We start from the raw sequence: 16,234 nt of genomic DNA, 5'->3' as shown, positions 1-16,234 counted from the left end.
GTCATGGGCAAGGATAAAAACCCCCGCCGCGTGGCAGACAACGAAGCAATGGCGAAAATCCGCATGCTTCGCACCAGCCCGCAGAAACTGAACCTGGTGGCTCAGATGATCCGTGGCAAGAAAGTGGACAAGGCTCTGACCGACCTCACTTTCTCCAACAAGCGGATCGCGCAGGACGTGAAGAAATGCCTTCAGTCCGCCATCGCGAACGCCGAAAACAACCACAACCTTGACGTCGATGAACTGATCGTCGCCGAGGCATGGGTCGGCAAGAACCTGACCATGAAGCGCGGTCGTCCGCGGGCCCGTGGTCGCTTCGGCAAGATCCTGAAGCCGTTCGCTGAGATCACCATCAAGGTGCGTCAAGTTGAGGAGCAAGCCTAATGGGACATAAAGTCAATCCGGTTGGCATGCGCCTGCAGATCAACCGCACCTGGGACAGCCGCTGGTACGCTGACACCAAGGACTACGGTGATCTCCTCCTCGAGGACATCAAGATCCGTGAGTTCATCAAGGAAGAGTGCAAGCAGGCCGGTGTTGCCCGCGTGATCATCGAACGCCCCCACAAGAAGTGCCGTGTGACCATTCACACCGCGCGTCCGGGCGTGATCATCGGCAAAAAAGGCGCGGACATCGAAGTTCTTCGCAAGAAGATCGCTTCCATGACCGACTCCGAGCTGCACCTGAACATTGTTGAGGTTCGCAAGCCGGAACTCGACGCACAGCTCGTTGGCGAGTCCATCGCCCAGCAGCTGGAGCGCCGTGTGTCCTTCCGTCGCGCGATGAAGCGGGCCGTGCAGAACGCCATGCGCATGGGCGCCCTGGGTATCCGGGTGAACGTCGCTGGTCGTCTGGGCGGTGCAGAAATCGCACGGACCGAATGGTACCGTGAAGGTCGTGTGCCGTTGCACACCCTGCGCGCAGACATCGATTACGCACACTCTGAAGCCTCCACCCCCTATGGTATCATCGGTATCAAGGTGTGGATCTTCAAAGGCGAGATCATGGAGCATGATCCCCAGGCGCGTGATCGCAAGGCTCAGGAAATCCAGGACGGTCCGGCACCTCGCGGTGCAGGCGGTAACCGTCGTGGCGACCGCTAAGGAGTAACGCGATATGCTTCAGCCAAAGCGTACTAAATTCCGTAAGATGCACAAAGGCCGGATCAAGGGCGACGCCAAGGGTGGCTCTGATCTGAACTTCGGCACCTACGGCCTGAAGGCAGTGACACCCGAGCGTGTGACCGCCCGTCAGATCGAGGCAGCCCGTCGTGCCATGACCCGTCACATGAAGCGTCAGGGTCGTGTCTGGATCCGGATCTTCCCGGACACCCCGGTGACCTCCAAACCCGTCGAAGTGCGTATGGGTAAGGGTAAAGGCTCCGTGGACTTCTGGGCGTGCAAAGTGAAGCCGGGCCGTGTGATGTTTGAAATTGACGGCGTCAATGAAGACATCGCCCGCGAAGCGCTTCGCCTCGCAGCCATGAAGCTGCCGGTGCAGACCCGCATCGTGGTGCGTGAAGACTGGTAACTCCAGACTTCTGCAAATGATTGAAAGCCCCTCGTCAGGAAACTGGCGGGGGGTTTTTTCTTTGCGCGCTGCCTTCCGTTGGATGCGGCCCGATGTGCCGGCTGAACGTCCTCCGCAGGCGGGCGCGCGGGGGAGAACTGCCCCGTTTTGCGATCAGTTGTCGGAACGGAGAGCAAATGTTCACCTTATACCCCTATATCTGTTGACCTCCGCTTTTGATCCTCAGGAGGGCAGGTGATGAGACTGCAGGTTGGGCTGTTGGTGACATTGGTCGCGGTTGCCGGCTGTGATCTTTACGTCGGGTCGACCGGACAGGACGATGCGACAGAGGCCGTCACCCGGCAGGCGCGGCTGACGGCGATCAGCCAGGCGCCCTATCGCTACCGGCACGCCACCTATTGGACGCTGGCCAACGGATGTACCTACTCCCCCGCACCCGGCGCGCCGGGTTCGACCGGGGGCTGGCGCTGGTTCCTGGTGAACAATCCGCTGTCACCGGAGCGGCCGATGGTGCACGAGGGCTGTGCCTATGTGTTCGAGGGGGATGGCCCGGGAATATGACACCATTTGGAAGGCGGCGATGCCCGCTTTTGAAGCGCTAAAATTAGATTTGAAAACCTCAAATCCGGGAACGTTTCCTTTAATCTTGCGCGCTACGGTCCGGGCAGTTCAGTGATCACGGAAGGACCCTCACGATGAAGCTTGCTCCCACCTTTGCCACCGCGCTTTTTCTCGGCCTTGCCGGCGGCGCCCAGGCAGCAGATGTCATGCTGTTTACCGAAGACTACGCGCCCTTGAACTTTGAGCGGGACGGCGAGATCGTCGGTCTCGGCGCGGATCAGGTGTTCGAAATGATGGATCGGGCCGGTATCTCCTACGAGGTGGAGCTGACCCAGTGGTCCCGTGCCATCGGTCAGGCGGAGCGTCGCCCCAACACCTGCGTGTTCAGCACCACGCATACCGAAGAGCGTGATCCGAATTTCAAATGGGTGGAGCCTCTGGCCTCCGACAGCACCATTCTGGTGCGCAAGGCCGGCAGCGATGTGGCGCCCGCCACGATCGAAGAGGCTGCAGCCTACCGCACCGGCAGCCAGACCGGCGACTATACCGTTGGCGTGCTGGAGGAAGCGGGCTTTCAGCAAATCGACCTGGCGCCCAATCAGGCCGCGACGGTCAAGAAGCTGCTGCAAGGGCGCATCGACCTGATGGCCACCTCCGGTTCCTTCCTCGAAGCCTCGCGCGCGGATGGGGTCGAGGTCGAAGAAGCCCTAGTTCTCTCCACCACGACCATGTCGCTGGCCTGTAGCCTGAAGACCGATCAGGAGCTGGTCGACCGCATGCAGGCGGCGCTGCAAACGATGATCGACGACGGCACCCAGGCCGAGATCGCGGCGAAATACGAATAACACTGGCGGCCCGGGCAGCGCGCCCCGGCCGACCTGCCGAAACGACCTCGTGCCCCCAGCCGGGGCGCGGGGTCTTTTCTCATGGGTGCAGATCTTATGGGCACAGAAGCCTCTCGCCAAATCGCTGCGGCCTGCGGTAAGAGGACGCCATGGCCCAGATCGATTCCCTCTTTGTGACCCGCCTTTACCGTGCCGCGCTGTCCGAGCATGGCCCCAGCATTGACCCGCAGGAGATGGAAACCTCCTGCATCACCATCGCCGAAGATGACGAGGCGGGGCAGGACTGGTGCGAGCAGAACGGCTATCCCGGCTATACCTCCTATGCCTCGCTCACGGATCTGCCGTGGCGGTTCCCGATCTTTGCCGATCTGGTGGCATCGCTCGATGCGCATGTGATGGCCTTTGCGCAGGATCTGGAACTGAACCTGGATGGGCGCGCGCTGAAGCTGGAGGATCTCTGGATCAACATCCTGCCCGAAGGGGGCACCCATGCCAGCCACATCCACCCGCATTCGGTGATTTCGGGCACCACCTATGTGGCCATGCCCGATGGCGCTTCCGCGCTGAAGCTGGAGGACCCGCGCCACGCGATGATGATGGCGCATCCGCCACGCAATCAGGACTGCCGCCGGGAGCTGAAGACCTTTGTCTATGAGAGCCCCAAGGTCGGCGACGTGCTGCTGTGGGAAAGCTTCATCCGCCATGAGGTGCCGATGAACATGGCCGAGGACGAGCGGATCTCGGTCTCCTTCAACTACGCCTGGGCCTGAGCAGGCAAGGGTGTAAGAGGGCGCCGGCGCAATTTGGTCGTGAAATCACCGGGGACTTCAGGGTTCCTTAAGGGCCCTCTGCGAGCCTGCCGCGGTGACCCCCGACCAACAGGTGCCCCATGATCGAATATCCAGAACACGCTGCTGCAAAGCAGACCGTGCCCGGTGATCTGGCCATAAAGTGGCTGGTTGAGACCTTTCAGCGGCCGTATTTCTTTGTCCACATTCCAAAATGTGGCGGCACCGCCGTCGCCGACGCGCTGAAGGGATACTACCTGCATGGCAAGGCGCGGGAATGGCGGCAGAAGACCGGCGGTGCGTCCTGGGACTCGCTCCGAACCTTTGCTCTGGTGCGTCGCCCTTACGAGCGGGTCTGTTCGCTCTACCGGTACCGGTCCCAGATCGCGGAGGGCGAAGAGGCGGGGATCGATCTGTCGCTCAATGACTGGGTGGCCGAGGCTCTTGAGGATCGTGATCCGGAGGCGCTCGACACCGAAATGTCCCTGCACCCCTGTCTGCCCTGGGTGGTCGACGATGCCGGGGCACCATTGGTGAAACTGGTCTGTCGCCTCGAGGAAATCGACGACGACTGGACCATGGTCCAGCGGTTGACGCAATCCGATGTGGACCTGCCGATGCGCAACCGGACCGAACGGCTGTGCGGCACCACCGTCTCCGATCTGAATGCCCGCAGCCGCGCCATTATCGAGGACTATTATGCCGCCGATTTCGACAACTTCGGCTATCGCCGGATCGGTGCGGCCCAGAAACTGCGGCCCAAAGCGGAGGCGCCGCTGGCCGGGGTGACCGAGGCCGCCTACGCACAGTGAGCGCAGACCGTGCTGCACGCGGCACGGGTGTGATTGTCAAAACGATCAAAGCCGCTTAGCGTCTGGGCGAAGTTTTCCAAGAGGCACAAATATGGCGCGGCGCTCCCCCTTTGACATCGGCGGCTTTCACATTCCCCCGGGCACCCGGCGCACGGTGGATCTGCCGGTCAGCGTGTTGTCGGATCACACGCCGGTCAACATGTCGGCCCATGTGATCCATGGCGCGGAGGAGGGGCCGACGCTGTTTGTCTCTGCCGCCATCCACGGCGACGAGGTGATCGGGGTGGAGATTGCCCGCCGGCTCTTGCGCAGCCGACAGTTCGCGCGGCTGAAAGGCACATTGATCGTGGTGCCGATCGTCAACACCTTCGGCTTTCTCAATCACTCGCGCTATCTGCCGGACCGGCGGGATCTCAATCGCTGTTTCCCGGGCAGCGAGGGCGGCTCGCTCGCCAGCCGCCTGGCGCATCTGTTCATGACCGAGATCGTCGCCCGCTCCGACCTCGGGATCGATCTGCATTCCGCCGCCATCCACCGCACCAACATGCCGCAGATCCGGGTCTCGCCCAAGGCGCAGGAGACGCTGGCCTATGCCGATGCCTTTGGCGCGCCGGTGGTGATCCGCTCGGCCCTGCGCGACGGCTCGCTGCGGCACGAGGCCCAGAAGGCGGGCGTCGACATCCTGCTCTATGAGGCGGGGGAGGGGCTGCGGTTCGACGAACAATCGGCGCGGGTCGGGGTGGCGGGCATCCTGCGGGTGATGCACGCGCTTGGCATGATCCCCGATGACGGCGTGCCCCTGGCCGAAGTGGTGCCGGTACGTGCCAGCGACTCCACCTGGGAGCGCGCGCCGGCGGGCGGGCTGCTGAGGGCCTACAAGACCACCGGCGAGATGGTGGAGGCCGGCGACGTGCTTGGCATCGTGGCTGACCCCTTTGGCGAGGAAGAGATGGAGCTGACCGCCAGCCAGTCCGGCCTGGTGATCGGACGCGCCAACCTGCCCATCGTCAACGAAGGCGACGCGCTGTTTCATATCGCCCGCGTCGTGAACACGTCAGAGGCGGAAAGCCGGATCGAGAGCCTGAACGCGCAGCTTGAAGGCGCGGCGATGTTTGATGAGGACGAGATTATCTGACGCGTCCGCACAAAGGCGCGGGGGTGCGTTGCCCAGGCGTGAGCGCGCTGATCGGGGCGCTTAAAACGGGCGCGCGAACAAGCCGATTATACGGGTCATCTTGTCTCGGGGCAGGGCGGTCGGCTCCACCTCGAAGCGCGCCATGTAGCCGCGCATTTCCTTGAGCTCGAGGAACTCTTCGAGCACCTGATAGCGTTTGCGGTCGCGGTAGTCGTCAAACAGGATCGTTGCCTTCCGGGTGCAGCGCAGCATCGCCGTCAGCGCGCAGGCGACGCGAAACCTTCCGTCGATCAGGATCAGATCCGGATGGCGAAACCCTTCCTGGTCCCAGATCGCCAGCGGGTATTTGTGATAACGGTGCTGCTGCTCGGTATTGACCGGCAGGCCCCATTTGCCGGTCTCGCCGATATTGACATAGTGCAGCTCGGGCGGCGAGGGGACGTCATTCTGTTCGAAATACCGCTGCATCATCAGGTGCCAGTCCCGGCTGCTCTCGACCGAATAGAGCGTCTTGCCCGGCATTTCCGCGCCCAGAACGGTGGAGCCGCCGCTGCCGTATTCCAGGATCACATCCGCCGCGGCATAATGCGCCTCGACCCAGGCACAGACCTCGGGTGCGAAGGTCAGTTTCGGCCGTTCGACCAAGGCATCATCGGTCTCGGTTGCAACCATAACAGGGGCCTTTTACAGGTGTGCGCAACGCCCAGTGCTGCGTGCTCGCAGGATCAAAGTCAAGCCCGCGCCCGGCGGCGGGGCGGCCCGGCGCAGACGCCGTTGCCGATGCAACCGCACCGGACCCGCAGGGGGAAAACCCGACCCGCCGGATAATCCGGAGGTTTCCCTTGCCCTCCCGGCCGCCCTCCTGTAGAGGGACGCATCGCTCCCGCAATTCGCGAGTCGGATTGTGTCGGGCGATTCTTTTTTCTGCACGTCCTGTGCAGACGACATAACCCACCAGGGTAAAGGGTGACCCACCATAAGGGGCCCTCTGGTGCCAAGGAAAGGAACGCAAGGCGATGAACGCCAAGGATCTGCGCGACAAAACCGTGGACGAGCTCCGCGACGAACTCGCAAACCTCAAAAAAGAGAGCTTCAACCTGCGCTTTCAACAAGCGACCGGTCAGCTGGAAAACACTGCAGGCATCAAGGCGGCCCGCCGCAACGCTGCTCGCGTGAAAACCATCCTGAACGAAAAAGCCGCAGCAGCGGCTGAATAAGGAGCTCTACAGATGCCCAAACGTATCCTGCAAGGCGTCGTGACCTCCGACGCAAACGCTCAGACCGTCACCGTGTCCGTGGAACGTCGTTTCACACACCCGGTTCTGAAGAAAACCATCCGTAAGTCCAAGAAGTACCGGGCTCACGATGAAAAGAACGCTTTCAAGGTCGGCGACTCCGTACGCATCATCGAATGCGCGCCGAAATCGAAAACGAAACGCTGGGAAGTCATTGACGCCTAAGAGCCTGTAACCACAGGCTCCTGGCGACTTTGCTGATCAGCACAGTCGAAACCCTGGGGGATCACAGCACGCATCGCTGCCCCAAAGGTCGGGAGAAACCACATGATCCAGATGCAAACAAATCTGGATGTAGCTGACAACTCCGGCGCACGCCGAGTTCAGTGCATCAAGGTTCTGGGTGGCTCCAAGCGTAAATACGCTTCCGTTGGCGACATCATCGTCGTCTCGGTTAAAGAAGCCATCCCGCGCGGTCGCGTGAAGAAGGGTGACGTCCGCAAGGCCGTTGTCGTTCGCACCGCCAAAGAGGTCCGTCGTGAAGACGGCACCGCCATCCGTTTTGACCGCAACGCTGCTGTTATCCTGAATAACAACAACGAGCCGGTCGGCACCCGTATCTTCGGCCCGGTTGTTCGCGAACTTCGCGCGAAGAACTTCATGAAGATCATCTCGCTCGCTCCGGAGGTGCTCTAATGGCTGCTAAACTGCGCAAAGGCGACAAGGTCGTCGTGCTTGCTGGTCGCGACAAGGGCAAGGAAGGCACCATTTCTTCCGTTGACCCCAAAGCCGGCAAAGCTGTCGTAGATGGCGTGAACATGGCCATCCGTCACACCCGTCAGACCCAGACGTCGCAAGGCGGCCGCCTGCCCAAGGCCCTGCCGATCGACCTGTCGAACCTGGCTCTGCTGGACTCCAACGGCAAGGCAACCCGCGTCGGCTTCCGCGAAGAAGACGGCAAGAAGGTGCGCTTTGCAAAAACCACCGGGGAGACTGTCTGATGCTTGACGATGCAACCTACACCCCGCGTCTGAAGACCCTCTACAAGGACACCATCCGTGGCGCCCTGAAAGAGGAATTCGGCTACAAGAACGAGATGCAGATCCCCAAGCTGGAGAAGATCGTTCTGAACATCGGCTGCGGCCGTGCGGCCGTCAAGGACAGCAAGAAGGCGAAATCGGCTCAGGAAGACCTGACCAAGATCGCCGGTCAGAAAGCGCTGACCACCGTTGCAAAGAACTCCATCGCTGGCTTCCGCGTTCGTGAAGGCATGCCGATGGGTGCAAAGGTGACCCTGCGTGGCGAGCGGATGTATGAATTCCTCGACCGTCTGATCACCATCGCGATGCCCCGGATCCGCGACTTCCGCGGTGTGTCCGGCACCTCTTTCGACGGTCGTGGCAACTACGCCATGGGCCTGAAAGAGCACATCGTGTTCCCGGAAATCGATTTCGACAAGATCGACGAATCCTGGGGCATGGACATCGTAATTGCCACCACCGCGAACACCGACGCGGAAGCTAAGGCGCTGTTGAAAGCTTTCAACATGCCCTTCAACAGCTGATCGCGGAGAGGAAGAGACCATGGCTAAAAAAGCAATGATCGAACGCGAAAAGAAGCGCGAGCGCCTGGTGGCCAAATACGCTGCCAAACGTGCCGAGCTCAAAGAGATCGCGAATGACGAATCCCGCCCGATGGAAGAGCGTTTCAAAGCGCGTCTGAAACTGGCGAAACTGCCGCGCAACTCGTCGGCAACCCGTCTGCATAACCGCTGCCAGCTGACCGGCCGTCCCCACGCTTACTATCGTAAGCTGAAGGTCAGCCGTATCGCTCTGCGGGACCTTGGCTCCAACGGCCAGATCCCCGGCATGGTGAAATCGAGCTGGTAAGGGAGAGACAATATGAACGATCCTATCGGCGATATGCTCACCCGTATCCGTAACTCTCAGCTGCGTGGCAAATCCACTGTCATGACTCCGGCGTCCAAATTGCGCGCCTGGGTTCTGGATGTGCTGCAGTCCGAGGGTTACATCCGCGGCTATGAGAAAGCGACTGATGAACGCGGCCACCCGGCGCTGGAAATCAGCCTCAAGTACTACGAAGGCGAACCTGTCATTCGCGAACTGAAGCGTGTCTCCACGCCCGGTCGTCGCGTGTACATGGGCGTCAATGACATTCCGCAGGTCCGTCAGGGCCTTGGCGTGTCGATTGTCTCCACCCCCAAAGGTGTGATGTCGGATGCAAATGCACGCGCGGCCAACGTCGGTGGCGAAGTGCTTTGCACCGTATTCTAAGGAGGCCTCAGCACAATGTCTCGTATTGGTAAGAAACCGGTCGAACTGCCCAGCGGCGTCTCCGCCAGCCTGTCCGGCCAGACCATCGAAGTGAAGGGCCCGAAAGGCGCCCAGACCTTCACCGCAACCGACGACGTCACCCTGACCGTCGAGGACAACCTGGTGAAAGTTGAGCCGCGCGGCAAATCCAAGCGCGCGCGCCAGCAGTGGGGCATGTCCCGCACCATGGTTGCCAACATGGTTCACGGCGTCACCCAGGGCTTCAAGAAAGAGCTTGAGATCCAGGGTGTTGGTTACCGGGCGCAGATGCAGGGCAACACCCTGAAGCTGAACCTCGGTTACAGCCACGACGTCGATTTCACTGCTCCGGAAGGTGTCACCATCACCGCGCCGAAGCAGACCGAAGTCGTTGTGGAAGGTGCAGACGCACAAGTGGTGGGCGAAGTGGCGGCACAGATCCGCGACTGGCGTCGTCCCGAGCCCTACAAAGGCAAAGGCATCCGCTACAAGGGCGAATTCATCTTCCGCAAGGAAGGCAAGAAGAAGTAAGGACAAGCAAAATGGCAAACAGCAAACGTACCCTGTTTCTGAAGCGTCGTCTGCGCGTCCGGAACAAGCTTCGCAAGGTGAACGCAGGCCGTCTGCGTCTCTCCGTGCACCGCTCGAACAAGAACATCTCTGTTCAGCTGATCGACGACGTCAAAGGTGTGACCCTGGCCGCAGCCTCGACCCTGGAAAAGGATCTTGGTTTTGTGGGCAAGAACAACATCGAAGCGGCAACCAAAGTGGGTTCCGTGATCGCAGAGCGCGCGAAAGCCGCTGGCGTGAGCGAAGCCTACTTCGATCGCGGCGGTTTCCTGTACCACGGCAAAGTGAAGGCTCTGGCCGACGCGGCGCGTGAAGGTGGTCTGAACATCTAAGGATCAACCGGGCGCCGCGCTGGCCGGGGCGCCCGACCGATTTTGACAGAGTGGATCACGTCAGTGGTCCCGATGATCCGGGAGCAGGTCCGCTGACCTGCTCACCAGGATTGGAACATTTGACGGGGCGGTCTGACGTCCTCGTCACATCATGAAGGAATGCCAAATGGCAGAACGTGAAAACCGCCGCGGCAACCGCCGCGACCGTGAAGAGACACCGGAATTCGCAGATCGTCTGGTCGCGATCAACCGCGTGTCCAAAACCGTTAAGGGTGGTAAGCGCTTCGGCTTCGCCGCGCTCGTCGTCGTGGGTGACCAAAAAGGTCGCGTCGGCTTCGGCAAAGGCAAGGCCAAAGAGGTGCCCGAGGCGATCCGCAAGGCAACCGAGCAAGCCAAGCGCCAGATGATCCGCGTGCCGCTGAAAGAGGGTCGCACCCTGCACCACGACATGTATGGTCGCCACGGCGCCGGCAAGGTGGTCATGCGCACCGCTCCGGAAGGTACCGGGATCATCGCAGGTGGTCCGATGCGTGCCGTCTTCGAGATGCTGGGCATCAAGGACGTGGTTTCCAAGTCCGTTGGCTCTCAGAACCCTTACAACATGATCCGCGCCACCATCGACGGTCTGAAGAAAGAGCAGAGCCCCCGCGCTGTTGCTCAGCGTCGTGGCAAGAAAGTTGCGGACATCCTGCCCAAGCGGGACGAGGCTCCGGCCGAGTCCAGCCAAGTGGCTGAAGAAGCGTAAGGAACCTGATCCATGGCTAAAACCATCGTCGTGAAACAGATCGGCTCTCCGATCCGTCGCCCCGCCGACCAGCGCGCAACCCTGATCGGTCTGGGCCTGAACAAGATGCACAAGACCCGCGAACTGGAGGACACCCCCTCCGTGCGCGGCATGATCAACAAGATCCCGCATCTGGTGGAAATCGTCGAAGAGCGCGGCTAAGCCTCTTTCGACCTTCCGAATAGAAGCGCCCTCGGAGTGATCCGGGGGCGTTTTTTATTGGCGGGGGGGGGTGACACAGAAAAAATTGCCGGCGGGGCGAATAGAAACCGTCGCCGGGGTGTTCTCCTTGTACCTGCACCGACGCAGGCACTTGACTGGAGAATGACATGATCCGCTTTGCCGCCCTCACAACCTGTTTTGCCCTCACCGCTGCCGCCAGCGCCATTGCCGGCGACCACAGCGCCGCAGCCTTGCAGACCTCTGACGCCGGCTACCTGACCGATGCGCATGGGATGACGCTCTATTCCTTCGACAAGGATGCCGACGGCCAATCCAATTGCTATGGCGGTTGCGCCCAGAAATGGCCGCCGCTGGTGGTCGAGGCGGGCACCGACCTGCCCGAGGGGGCCTCGCTGGTGACCCGCACGGATGGAAGCCAGCAGGTCGCCTTTGACGGCAAGCCGCTGTACCTCTGGGTCAATGACACGGCCCCGGGACAGACCAGCGGCGACGGTGTCGGCGGCGCCTGGCATATCGTAAAGCCGTAAGACGCGACTGATTCCGGCGCCTTCGCATGCCTGCGGAGGCGCTTTTTTGGGCAGTCCAAATGATGTGGCGCGGATTTGTGCAAAACATGTGAAAGTCGCGTTAACGACAACTGCGCTTACTATGCATCTGCGGCATAGCGGGTGTTCCGAACCGTCAGTTGTTAGCGCCAACGCCCTGCCTTATCTTCGCAAGTGTCAAAGGAATTGAACAGAGACACCAAGAGCCGCGGAAACCCGTCCCGGCTAGAGATAAGGAAAGACCACTATGGCACACGCACTGAACAGCACCGTTGCAACCCCCTCCGTCGTCGCCCGCCTGCGCGGCCTGGCAGAGAACGCCCGCACCAGCTGGGATCTCTACAAGGAGTACAAGCGGACCTACGAGGAGCTGGATGCGCTGACCGACCGCGACCTGGCCGACATCGGCATCCGCCGCTGCGACATCGCGGATCTGGCCCGGACCCACGTCTACGGCGCCTGAAGACATTCCCATACAGCGGCCGCGCCCTTCCTCCTCCCTCGGGGTGCATGCCGGCTGAACAGAACGCCTCCACATCGTGGGGGCGTTTTTGTTGCGCGCCCGGCGCGCGCCCTGGTGAGGGGATCTTTGGGCGGATAGGGCATTGTGTTCGGCGAGTTGCGCAACTCGCGGGCCGGTGTGGCAAGCCGGACCCAACCTGGAACTGGGCTTTGGGGGTGACGCCCCGGAGCGCGAGGTCAGATATCTGGTCTTCTTGGAGGGTGACGCCTCCGATCCTCTTCCGATCCGGCGGCGCCGCCTTTCTCAACCATAGCGCCAGCGACACAGACACGACACATATCGATCCCATGCGCCGGTGACGGTGCATCGGGGATTTGCATCCGTGGCCGCGATACGGCACGGTCCACTCAACCTGTCTGAGAGGAATATGCAATGTCACGCGCCCGACGCAGCCTGATCGCCCTGTTTTGTCTGACTGTGGCCGCAGGCTGTATGAGCGATGACATCAGCGGCTCCAACCAGATCGGGGATTCACCGGAGGGGCGCGCAGCACTGATGAGCGCGATTGACCCCGGGCGCACCACGATATCCGAGGTGATTGCGCTCTACGGGAAGCCGGTGGCCAAAAACCCGCAGGGTGGACGGACCATGCAGGCGAATTTCTCCAGCTATTCCGGCACGTCGGGGTATAGCGCAGTGCAGTATAATGCCGACACCGAAGTGATCTACCGGGTGGAGAACTACCGGTTTGATGCGACGGCGCAGAGATATGTGCTGGAGGCGCGCAAGGACGGCTCCGGCGCGGGGCGATCCACCACGCCAACTACGCCCCCTGCGGCGCAGGCCAAGGCGCAAGTGATCGTCAGGAATGCCACTCCTTTTGCGCTGACATCGGTCAGCATCAGCCCCTGCGGCAAGCGCACCCCTGATGCCATGGCCCCGAAAGAGACCATCGAGCCCGGTCAGACCCGTGCGTTTTCGGTACAGCCGGGGTGTCATGACTATCATGCCTGGGGCTATGAGTTGGGGCGCCTTCTGGGTGAGGTCTCGGTGACGGGCGGCACGGTCAATCTGGAATCCGGCGCCAAGGAGACGGTCACCATCACCAGCGCGTTGAAGAAATAGCCCCTCGGCGCCGCGCCCGGCTTGGTCCGTGAGGCGGGATCGGGCGAGGGTGCTCTTGATCCTGCGGGGTATCCCGTCTATACGCCCCCGGTGGCGTCCCGCGCCACAGAATCAAAACCAAGAAATGCCGTGTCTGGCCCCATACGCTTCAGGGGGCCACTTCCGGCTTTAGGAGAAGCGATATGAAACTCAACGAACTGCGCGACAACCCAGGTGCAGCCCCGAAACGGACCCGCGTTGGCCGTGGTCCGGGTTCCGGCAAAGGTAAAATGGGTGGCCGCGGTATCAAAGGTCAGAAGTCCCGTTCCGGTGTGGCGATCAACGGCTACGAAGGTGGCCAGATGCCGCTCTACCAGCGTCTGCCCAAGCGTGGCTTCAACAAGCCCAACGCCAAGAAATACGCTGTTGTGAACCTCGGCCTGATCCAGAAATTCATCGACGCAGGCAAGCTCGACGCGGCTTCCGTGACCGAGGACAGCCTGGTGGCATCCGGTGTCGTGCGCCGCAAGCTGGACGGCATTCGCGTGCTGGCCAAGGGTGAATTCACCGCCAAGGCGACCATCGCCGTGACCGGTGCATCCAAAGCTGCCGTCGAGGCAGTTTCCAAGGCAGGCGGCGCCCTGACCGTGGCATCCGAGGCCGCAGCTGAGTAACGGCTTGTGAGCGGCGCGCAAGCCGCTTACATAAGTCATCAGTTTTCCTATACGCCGTCCGAGCCGGAAAACGGTTCCGGGCGGCGTTTTCGCAAGAAGAGACCTATTTCATGGTATCAGCAGCAGAACAAATGGCGGCGAACACCAGCTGGGCCGCGCTCGGCAAGGCCACTGATCTGCGCAACCGCATCCTGTTCACGATCGGACTTTTGATTGTCTATCGTCTGGGCACCTGGATTCCCGTGCCGGGAATCGACACCGATGCATTGCGCCAGTTCATGGATTCAGCGGGGCAGGGCATTGGCGGCATGGTGTCGATGTTCACCGGCGGCGCGCTTGGGCGCATGGGCATCTTTGCCCTCGGGATCATGCCCTATATTTCGGCCTCCATTATCGTGCAGTTGCTGACCTCCATGGTGCCCGCGCTCGAACAGCTGAAAAAAGAGGGCGAGCAGGGCCGCAAGAAGATCAACCAGTACACCCGCTACGGCACGGTGTTGCTGGCCACCGCGCAGTCCTACGGTCTGGCCGCTTCGCTTGAGGCCGGTGACCTGGCGCTCGATCCCGGCCTGTACTTCCGTCTGGCCTGCATGATCACCCTGGTGGGCGGCACCATGTTCCTGATGTGGCTGGGTGAGCAGATCACCAACCGCGGCATCGGCAACGGCATTTCGCTGATCATCTTTGTCGGCATCATCGCCGAGGTTCCCGCCGCCATGGCGCAGTTCTTCGCCTCCGGTCGCTCCGGTGCGATCTCGCCGGCGGTCATCATCGCGGTGATCGTGATGGTGGTGGCTGTGATCATGTTCGTGGTGTTCATGGAGCGCGCCCTGCGCAAAATCCACATCCAGTACCCGCGTCGCCAGGTCGGTATGAAGGTCTATGACGGGGGCTCCTCGCACCTGCCGGTCAAGGTCAACCCGGCGGGCGTGATCCCGGCGATCTTTGCCTCCTCGCTGCTGCTCTTGCCGACCACGATCTCCACCTTCAGCCAGGGCTCTGCCACCAGCCCGGTGATGAGCTGGCTCCTGGCGAACTTCGGTCCCGGTCAGCCGCTCTATCTGCTGTTCTTTACCGCGATGATCGTGTTCTTTGCCTATTTCTACACCTTCAACGTCTCCTTCAAACCGGATGACGTGGCGCAGAACCTGAAGAACCAGAACGGCTTTGTGCCCGGCATCCGTCCCGGCAAGAAGACTGCGGAATACATCGAATATGTGGTGAACCGCATCCTGGTTCTGGGCTCCGGCTACCTGGCGCTTGTCTGTCTGCTGCCCGAAGTCCTGCGCGCCAACTTTGCCATTCCGGTGTATTTTGGCGGTACCTCGGTACTGATTGTGGTCTCCGTGACCATGGACACCATCCAGCAGGTTCAGAGCCATCTCCTCGCGCATCAATACGAAGGCCTCATCGAGAAGAGCCAGCTGCGCGGGCGCAACAAGAAACGCACCAAACGGGGGCCCGCACGTCGATGACCAATATCATTCTCCTGGGCCCGCCGGGCGCCGGCAAGGGTACGCAGGCCAGCCATCTGGTCGAAAGCCGCAACATGACCCAACTGTCCACCGGTGACATGCTGCGCGCGGCACAGTCCTCCGGCACGGAGATGGGCAAGAAGGTCGCGGCGATCATGGCCGAAGGCAAGCTGGTCACCGACCAGATCGTGATCGGCCTGATCCGCGAACGCCTGCAAGAAGGGTCCAAGGGCGGCTTCATCTTCGACGGTTTCCCGCGCACGCTGGCGCAGGCGGATGCGCTGGAGAAACTGCTGGCGGACATGGATCTGAAACTCGACGCGGTGATCGAGATGCAGGTCGATGACGAGGTGCTGGTCAAGCGCATCGTCAACCGCGCCGAAGAAGCCCGCGCTGCCGGCAAGGAAGCGCGCGCGGACGACAACGAGGAATCGGTCCGTATTCGCCTGATGGAATACTACAAGAAGACCTCGCCGCTGATCGGTTACTACTGGGCCAAGGGCAATCTGCAACGGCTGGACGGCATGGCCTCCATCGACGAGGTGCAGAAATCCATCGCCTGGATCCTGGGCGATTGATCCCCGCATCCAGCACGGAACGTTCTGACAACAGGCCGCCCCAGGGCGGCCTGTTTTGTAATCGGGCAGGGGGCAGGTCGCGGCAGAATATCGCGGAGCCCGCAGCCAGCGGCGCCGGATGCTGGTTTGAGGGTTGACCCATCCGCCAATTCCAAATACGAACCGACATCCCTGCTGGGAATCATTCCAGGCGGGCAATTTGCGTTGTCCACCTGACCACCTCGAGACATGCTGGACCCTCTGGCCTCACTGCCACGGTCAAGTGTTGTGAAAAAAGGTTCTGGAGTTACGGAACCGCAACCAAAAAG

Annotated in this window: 26 protein-coding genes; 25 read left to right on the top strand and 1 reads right to left on the bottom strand. The window is 61.3% G+C overall.

The window, feature by feature from the left end; all coding sequences use genetic code 11:
• The first annotated feature begins 3 nt into the window (after positions 1-3).
• The 8 genes from rplV to ACXAF5_RS16770 all read left to right on the top strand — a co-directional run bounded on the left by rplV (position 4) and on the right by ACXAF5_RS16770 (position 5,671).
• Complete coding sequence (gene rplV / locus ACXAF5_RS16805; protein WP_005621907.1) at positions 4-384, top strand: 50S ribosomal protein L22; 381 nt, start codon at positions 4-6, stop codon at positions 382-384.
• Positions 384-1,103, top strand: coding sequence for a 30S ribosomal protein S3 (gene rpsC, locus ACXAF5_RS16800; RefSeq protein ID WP_239323305.1), 720 nt, complete (start codon positions 384-386; stop codon positions 1,101-1,103). The genes rplV and rpsC overlap by 1 nt, the downstream gene beginning before the upstream one ends.
• A 13-nt stretch (positions 1,104-1,116) precedes the next feature.
• Positions 1,117-1,530, top strand: coding sequence for a 50S ribosomal protein L16 (gene rplP, locus ACXAF5_RS16795; RefSeq protein ID WP_239323304.1), 414 nt, complete (start codon positions 1,117-1,119; stop codon positions 1,528-1,530).
• A 237-nt stretch (positions 1,531-1,767) separates the two neighbouring features.
• Positions 1,768-2,091 (top strand): hypothetical protein, encoded by a 324-nt coding sequence (locus ACXAF5_RS16790; RefSeq protein ID WP_474947463.1) that lies wholly within the window; start codon positions 1,768-1,770, stop codon positions 2,089-2,091.
• A 134-nt stretch (positions 2,092-2,225) separates the two neighbouring features.
• Positions 2,226-2,936, top strand: a complete 711-nt coding sequence (locus ACXAF5_RS16785; RefSeq protein WP_474947462.1) for a substrate-binding periplasmic protein — start codon at positions 2,226-2,228, stop codon at positions 2,934-2,936.
• Positions 2,937-3,085: 149 nt separating this feature from the next.
• On the top strand, positions 3,086-3,706 hold the full coding sequence (locus tag ACXAF5_RS16780) for a TIGR02466 family protein (RefSeq protein WP_474947461.1): 621 nt from the start codon (positions 3,086-3,088) through the stop codon (positions 3,704-3,706).
• A 119-nt stretch (positions 3,707-3,825) separates the two neighbouring features.
• Positions 3,826-4,536: a sulfotransferase family protein gene (locus ACXAF5_RS16775; protein ID WP_239323300.1), complete on the top strand. Its 711-nt coding sequence runs from the start codon at positions 3,826-3,828 to the stop codon at positions 4,534-4,536.
• A 91-nt stretch (positions 4,537-4,627) separates the two neighbouring features.
• Positions 4,628-5,671, top strand: coding sequence for a succinylglutamate desuccinylase/aspartoacylase family protein (locus ACXAF5_RS16770; protein ID WP_474947460.1), 1,044 nt, complete (start codon positions 4,628-4,630; stop codon positions 5,669-5,671).
• Between the two features lie 60 nt (positions 5,672-5,731).
• Here ACXAF5_RS16770 and ACXAF5_RS16765 read toward each other — a convergent pair whose 3' ends face one another.
• Entirely contained in the window at positions 5,732-6,343 is a 612-nt protein-coding gene (locus ACXAF5_RS16765) for a hypothetical protein (RefSeq protein ID WP_239323298.1), read from the bottom strand.
• A gap of 344 nt (positions 6,344-6,687) precedes the next feature.
• On the opposite strand from ACXAF5_RS16765, the gene rpmC reads away from it, so the two are divergent.
• From rpmC to ACXAF5_RS16680, 17 genes are all read left to right on the top strand, one after another.
• Positions 6,688-6,888, top strand: coding sequence for a 50S ribosomal protein L29 (gene rpmC, locus ACXAF5_RS16760; protein WP_005621881.1), 201 nt, complete (start codon positions 6,688-6,690; stop codon positions 6,886-6,888).
• A gap of 12 nt (positions 6,889-6,900) precedes the next feature.
• The gene (gene rpsQ / locus ACXAF5_RS16755; RefSeq protein WP_239323297.1) at positions 6,901-7,131 is read left to right on the top strand and encodes a 30S ribosomal protein S17; all 231 of its coding nucleotides are present in this window, start codon (positions 6,901-6,903) and stop codon (positions 7,129-7,131) included.
• Between the two features lie 102 nt (positions 7,132-7,233).
• Positions 7,234-7,602: a 50S ribosomal protein L14 gene (gene rplN, locus ACXAF5_RS16750; protein ID WP_005621870.1), complete on the top strand. Its 369-nt coding sequence runs from the start codon at positions 7,234-7,236 to the stop codon at positions 7,600-7,602.
• Positions 7,602-7,907 carry a 50S ribosomal protein L24 gene (rplX, locus tag ACXAF5_RS16745; RefSeq protein WP_239323296.1) on the top strand — a complete coding sequence of 102 codons (306 nt, stop codon included), beginning with the start codon at positions 7,602-7,604 and terminating at the stop codon, positions 7,905-7,907. The genes rplN and rplX overlap by 1 nt, the downstream gene beginning before the upstream one ends.
• Positions 7,907-8,470: a 50S ribosomal protein L5 gene (gene rplE / locus ACXAF5_RS16740; protein WP_239323295.1), complete on the top strand. Its 564-nt coding sequence runs from the start codon at positions 7,907-7,909 to the stop codon at positions 8,468-8,470. Before rplX ends, rplE begins: the two co-directional genes overlap by 1 nt.
• 19 nt (positions 8,471-8,489) lie before the next feature.
• A complete protein-coding gene (gene rpsN / locus ACXAF5_RS16735) occupies positions 8,490-8,795 on the top strand; it encodes a 30S ribosomal protein S14 (RefSeq protein ID WP_239323294.1) in 306 nt (101 codons plus the stop codon).
• 12 nt (positions 8,796-8,807) lie between these two features.
• The gene (rpsH, locus tag ACXAF5_RS16730; protein ID WP_239323293.1) at positions 8,808-9,200 is read left to right on the top strand and encodes a 30S ribosomal protein S8; all 393 of its coding nucleotides are present in this window, start codon (positions 8,808-8,810) and stop codon (positions 9,198-9,200) included.
• Positions 9,201-9,215: 15 nt separating this feature from the next.
• Complete coding sequence (gene rplF / locus ACXAF5_RS16725; RefSeq protein ID WP_239323292.1) at positions 9,216-9,749, top strand: 50S ribosomal protein L6; 534 nt, start codon at positions 9,216-9,218, stop codon at positions 9,747-9,749.
• 11 nt (positions 9,750-9,760) lie between these two features.
• Positions 9,761-10,120: a 50S ribosomal protein L18 gene (gene rplR / locus ACXAF5_RS16720; protein WP_474947459.1), complete on the top strand. Its 360-nt coding sequence runs from the start codon at positions 9,761-9,763 to the stop codon at positions 10,118-10,120.
• 166 nt (positions 10,121-10,286) lie between these two features.
• Positions 10,287-10,865 carry a 30S ribosomal protein S5 gene (gene rpsE, locus ACXAF5_RS16715; protein ID WP_239323290.1) on the top strand — a complete coding sequence of 193 codons (579 nt, stop codon included), beginning with the start codon at positions 10,287-10,289 and terminating at the stop codon, positions 10,863-10,865.
• Between the two features lie 12 nt (positions 10,866-10,877).
• Complete coding sequence (rpmD, locus tag ACXAF5_RS16710; RefSeq protein ID WP_239323289.1) at positions 10,878-11,066, top strand: 50S ribosomal protein L30; 189 nt, start codon at positions 10,878-10,880, stop codon at positions 11,064-11,066.
• A 167-nt stretch (positions 11,067-11,233) separates the two neighbouring features.
• Positions 11,234-11,614 (top strand): COG4315 family predicted lipoprotein, encoded by a 381-nt coding sequence (locus ACXAF5_RS16705; protein ID WP_474947458.1) that lies wholly within the window; start codon positions 11,234-11,236, stop codon positions 11,612-11,614.
• A 265-nt stretch (positions 11,615-11,879) separates the two neighbouring features.
• On the top strand, positions 11,880-12,095 hold the full coding sequence (locus ACXAF5_RS16700) for a DUF1127 domain-containing protein (protein ID WP_239323287.1): 216 nt from the start codon (positions 11,880-11,882) through the stop codon (positions 12,093-12,095).
• 432 nt (positions 12,096-12,527) lie between these two features.
• Positions 12,528-13,220 (top strand): hypothetical protein, encoded by a 693-nt coding sequence (locus tag ACXAF5_RS16695; RefSeq protein WP_474947457.1) that lies wholly within the window; start codon positions 12,528-12,530, stop codon positions 13,218-13,220.
• Positions 13,221-13,402: 182 nt separating this feature from the next.
• Positions 13,403-13,873 (top strand): 50S ribosomal protein L15, encoded by a 471-nt coding sequence (rplO, locus tag ACXAF5_RS16690; RefSeq protein WP_239323285.1) that lies wholly within the window; start codon positions 13,403-13,405, stop codon positions 13,871-13,873.
• 110 nt (positions 13,874-13,983) lie between these two features.
• Positions 13,984-15,348, top strand: a complete 1,365-nt coding sequence (gene secY / locus ACXAF5_RS16685) for a preprotein translocase subunit SecY (RefSeq protein WP_239323284.1) — start codon at positions 13,984-13,986, stop codon at positions 15,346-15,348.
• Complete coding sequence (locus tag ACXAF5_RS16680) at positions 15,345-15,926, top strand: adenylate kinase (RefSeq protein ID WP_239323283.1); 582 nt, start codon at positions 15,345-15,347, stop codon at positions 15,924-15,926. The genes secY and ACXAF5_RS16680 overlap by 4 nt, the downstream gene beginning before the upstream one ends.
• Positions 15,927-16,234: the final 308 nt, after the last annotated feature.

The sequence above is a fragment of the Epibacterium sp. ABV4_022 genome, assembly GCF_056159345.1.
The sequence above is the reverse complement of the archived record's forward strand: the minus strand, read 5'-3'. Positions and strand labels throughout refer to the sequence as shown.

What these genes read in the sequence shown, in the direction of transcription:
- secY (WP_239323284.1), top strand. Translation starts at nt 13,984, where the DNA reads ATGGTATCAGCAGCAGAACAAATGGCGGCGAACACCAGCTGGGCCGCG.
- rplP (WP_239323304.1), top strand. Translation starts at nt 1,117, where the DNA reads ATGCTTCAGCCAAAGCGTACTAAATTCCGTAAGATGCACAAAGGCCGG.
- rpsC (WP_239323305.1), top strand. Translation starts at nt 384, where the DNA reads ATGGGACATAAAGTCAATCCGGTTGGCATGCGCCTGCAGATCAACCGC.
- rpsH (WP_239323293.1), top strand. Translation starts at nt 8,808, where the DNA reads ATGAACGATCCTATCGGCGATATGCTCACCCGTATCCGTAACTCTCAG.
- rpsE (WP_239323290.1), top strand. Translation starts at nt 10,287, where the DNA reads ATGGCAGAACGTGAAAACCGCCGCGGCAACCGCCGCGACCGTGAAGAG.
- rpmC (WP_005621881.1), top strand. Translation starts at nt 6,688, where the DNA reads ATGAACGCCAAGGATCTGCGCGACAAAACCGTGGACGAGCTCCGCGAC.
- ACXAF5_RS16785 (WP_474947462.1), top strand. Translation starts at nt 2,226, where the DNA reads ATGAAGCTTGCTCCCACCTTTGCCACCGCGCTTTTTCTCGGCCTTGCC.
- ACXAF5_RS16695 (WP_474947457.1), top strand. Translation starts at nt 12,528, where the DNA reads ATGTCACGCGCCCGACGCAGCCTGATCGCCCTGTTTTGTCTGACTGTG.
- rplF (WP_239323292.1), top strand. Translation starts at nt 9,216, where the DNA reads ATGTCTCGTATTGGTAAGAAACCGGTCGAACTGCCCAGCGGCGTCTCC.
- ACXAF5_RS16705 (WP_474947458.1), top strand. Translation starts at nt 11,234, where the DNA reads ATGATCCGCTTTGCCGCCCTCACAACCTGTTTTGCCCTCACCGCTGCC.
- rplO (WP_239323285.1), top strand. Translation starts at nt 13,403, where the DNA reads ATGAAACTCAACGAACTGCGCGACAACCCAGGTGCAGCCCCGAAACGG.
- rpsQ (WP_239323297.1), top strand. Translation starts at nt 6,901, where the DNA reads ATGCCCAAACGTATCCTGCAAGGCGTCGTGACCTCCGACGCAAACGCT.
- rplV (WP_005621907.1), top strand. Translation starts at nt 4, where the DNA reads ATGGGCAAGGATAAAAACCCCCGCCGCGTGGCAGACAACGAAGCAATG.
- ACXAF5_RS16790 (WP_474947463.1), top strand. Translation starts at nt 1,768, where the DNA reads ATGAGACTGCAGGTTGGGCTGTTGGTGACATTGGTCGCGGTTGCCGGC.
- rplR (WP_474947459.1), top strand. Translation starts at nt 9,761, where the DNA reads ATGGCAAACAGCAAACGTACCCTGTTTCTGAAGCGTCGTCTGCGCGTC.
- rplX (WP_239323296.1), top strand. Translation starts at nt 7,602, where the DNA reads ATGGCTGCTAAACTGCGCAAAGGCGACAAGGTCGTCGTGCTTGCTGGT.
- ACXAF5_RS16700 (WP_239323287.1), top strand. Translation starts at nt 11,880, where the DNA reads ATGGCACACGCACTGAACAGCACCGTTGCAACCCCCTCCGTCGTCGCC.
- ACXAF5_RS16765 (WP_239323298.1), bottom strand. Translation starts at nt 6,343, where the DNA reads ATGGTTGCAACCGAGACCGATGATGCCTTGGTCGAACGGCCGAAACTG.
- rpsN (WP_239323294.1), top strand. Translation starts at nt 8,490, where the DNA reads ATGGCTAAAAAAGCAATGATCGAACGCGAAAAGAAGCGCGAGCGCCTG.
- ACXAF5_RS16775 (WP_239323300.1), top strand. Translation starts at nt 3,826, where the DNA reads ATGATCGAATATCCAGAACACGCTGCTGCAAAGCAGACCGTGCCCGGT.
- rplN (WP_005621870.1), top strand. Translation starts at nt 7,234, where the DNA reads ATGATCCAGATGCAAACAAATCTGGATGTAGCTGACAACTCCGGCGCA.
- ACXAF5_RS16770 (WP_474947460.1), top strand. Translation starts at nt 4,628, where the DNA reads ATGGCGCGGCGCTCCCCCTTTGACATCGGCGGCTTTCACATTCCCCCG.
- rpmD (WP_239323289.1), top strand. Translation starts at nt 10,878, where the DNA reads ATGGCTAAAACCATCGTCGTGAAACAGATCGGCTCTCCGATCCGTCGC.
- ACXAF5_RS16780 (WP_474947461.1), top strand. Translation starts at nt 3,086, where the DNA reads ATGGCCCAGATCGATTCCCTCTTTGTGACCCGCCTTTACCGTGCCGCG.
- ACXAF5_RS16680 (WP_239323283.1), top strand. Translation starts at nt 15,345, where the DNA reads ATGACCAATATCATTCTCCTGGGCCCGCCGGGCGCCGGCAAGGGTACG.
- rplE (WP_239323295.1), top strand. Translation starts at nt 7,907, where the DNA reads ATGCTTGACGATGCAACCTACACCCCGCGTCTGAAGACCCTCTACAAG.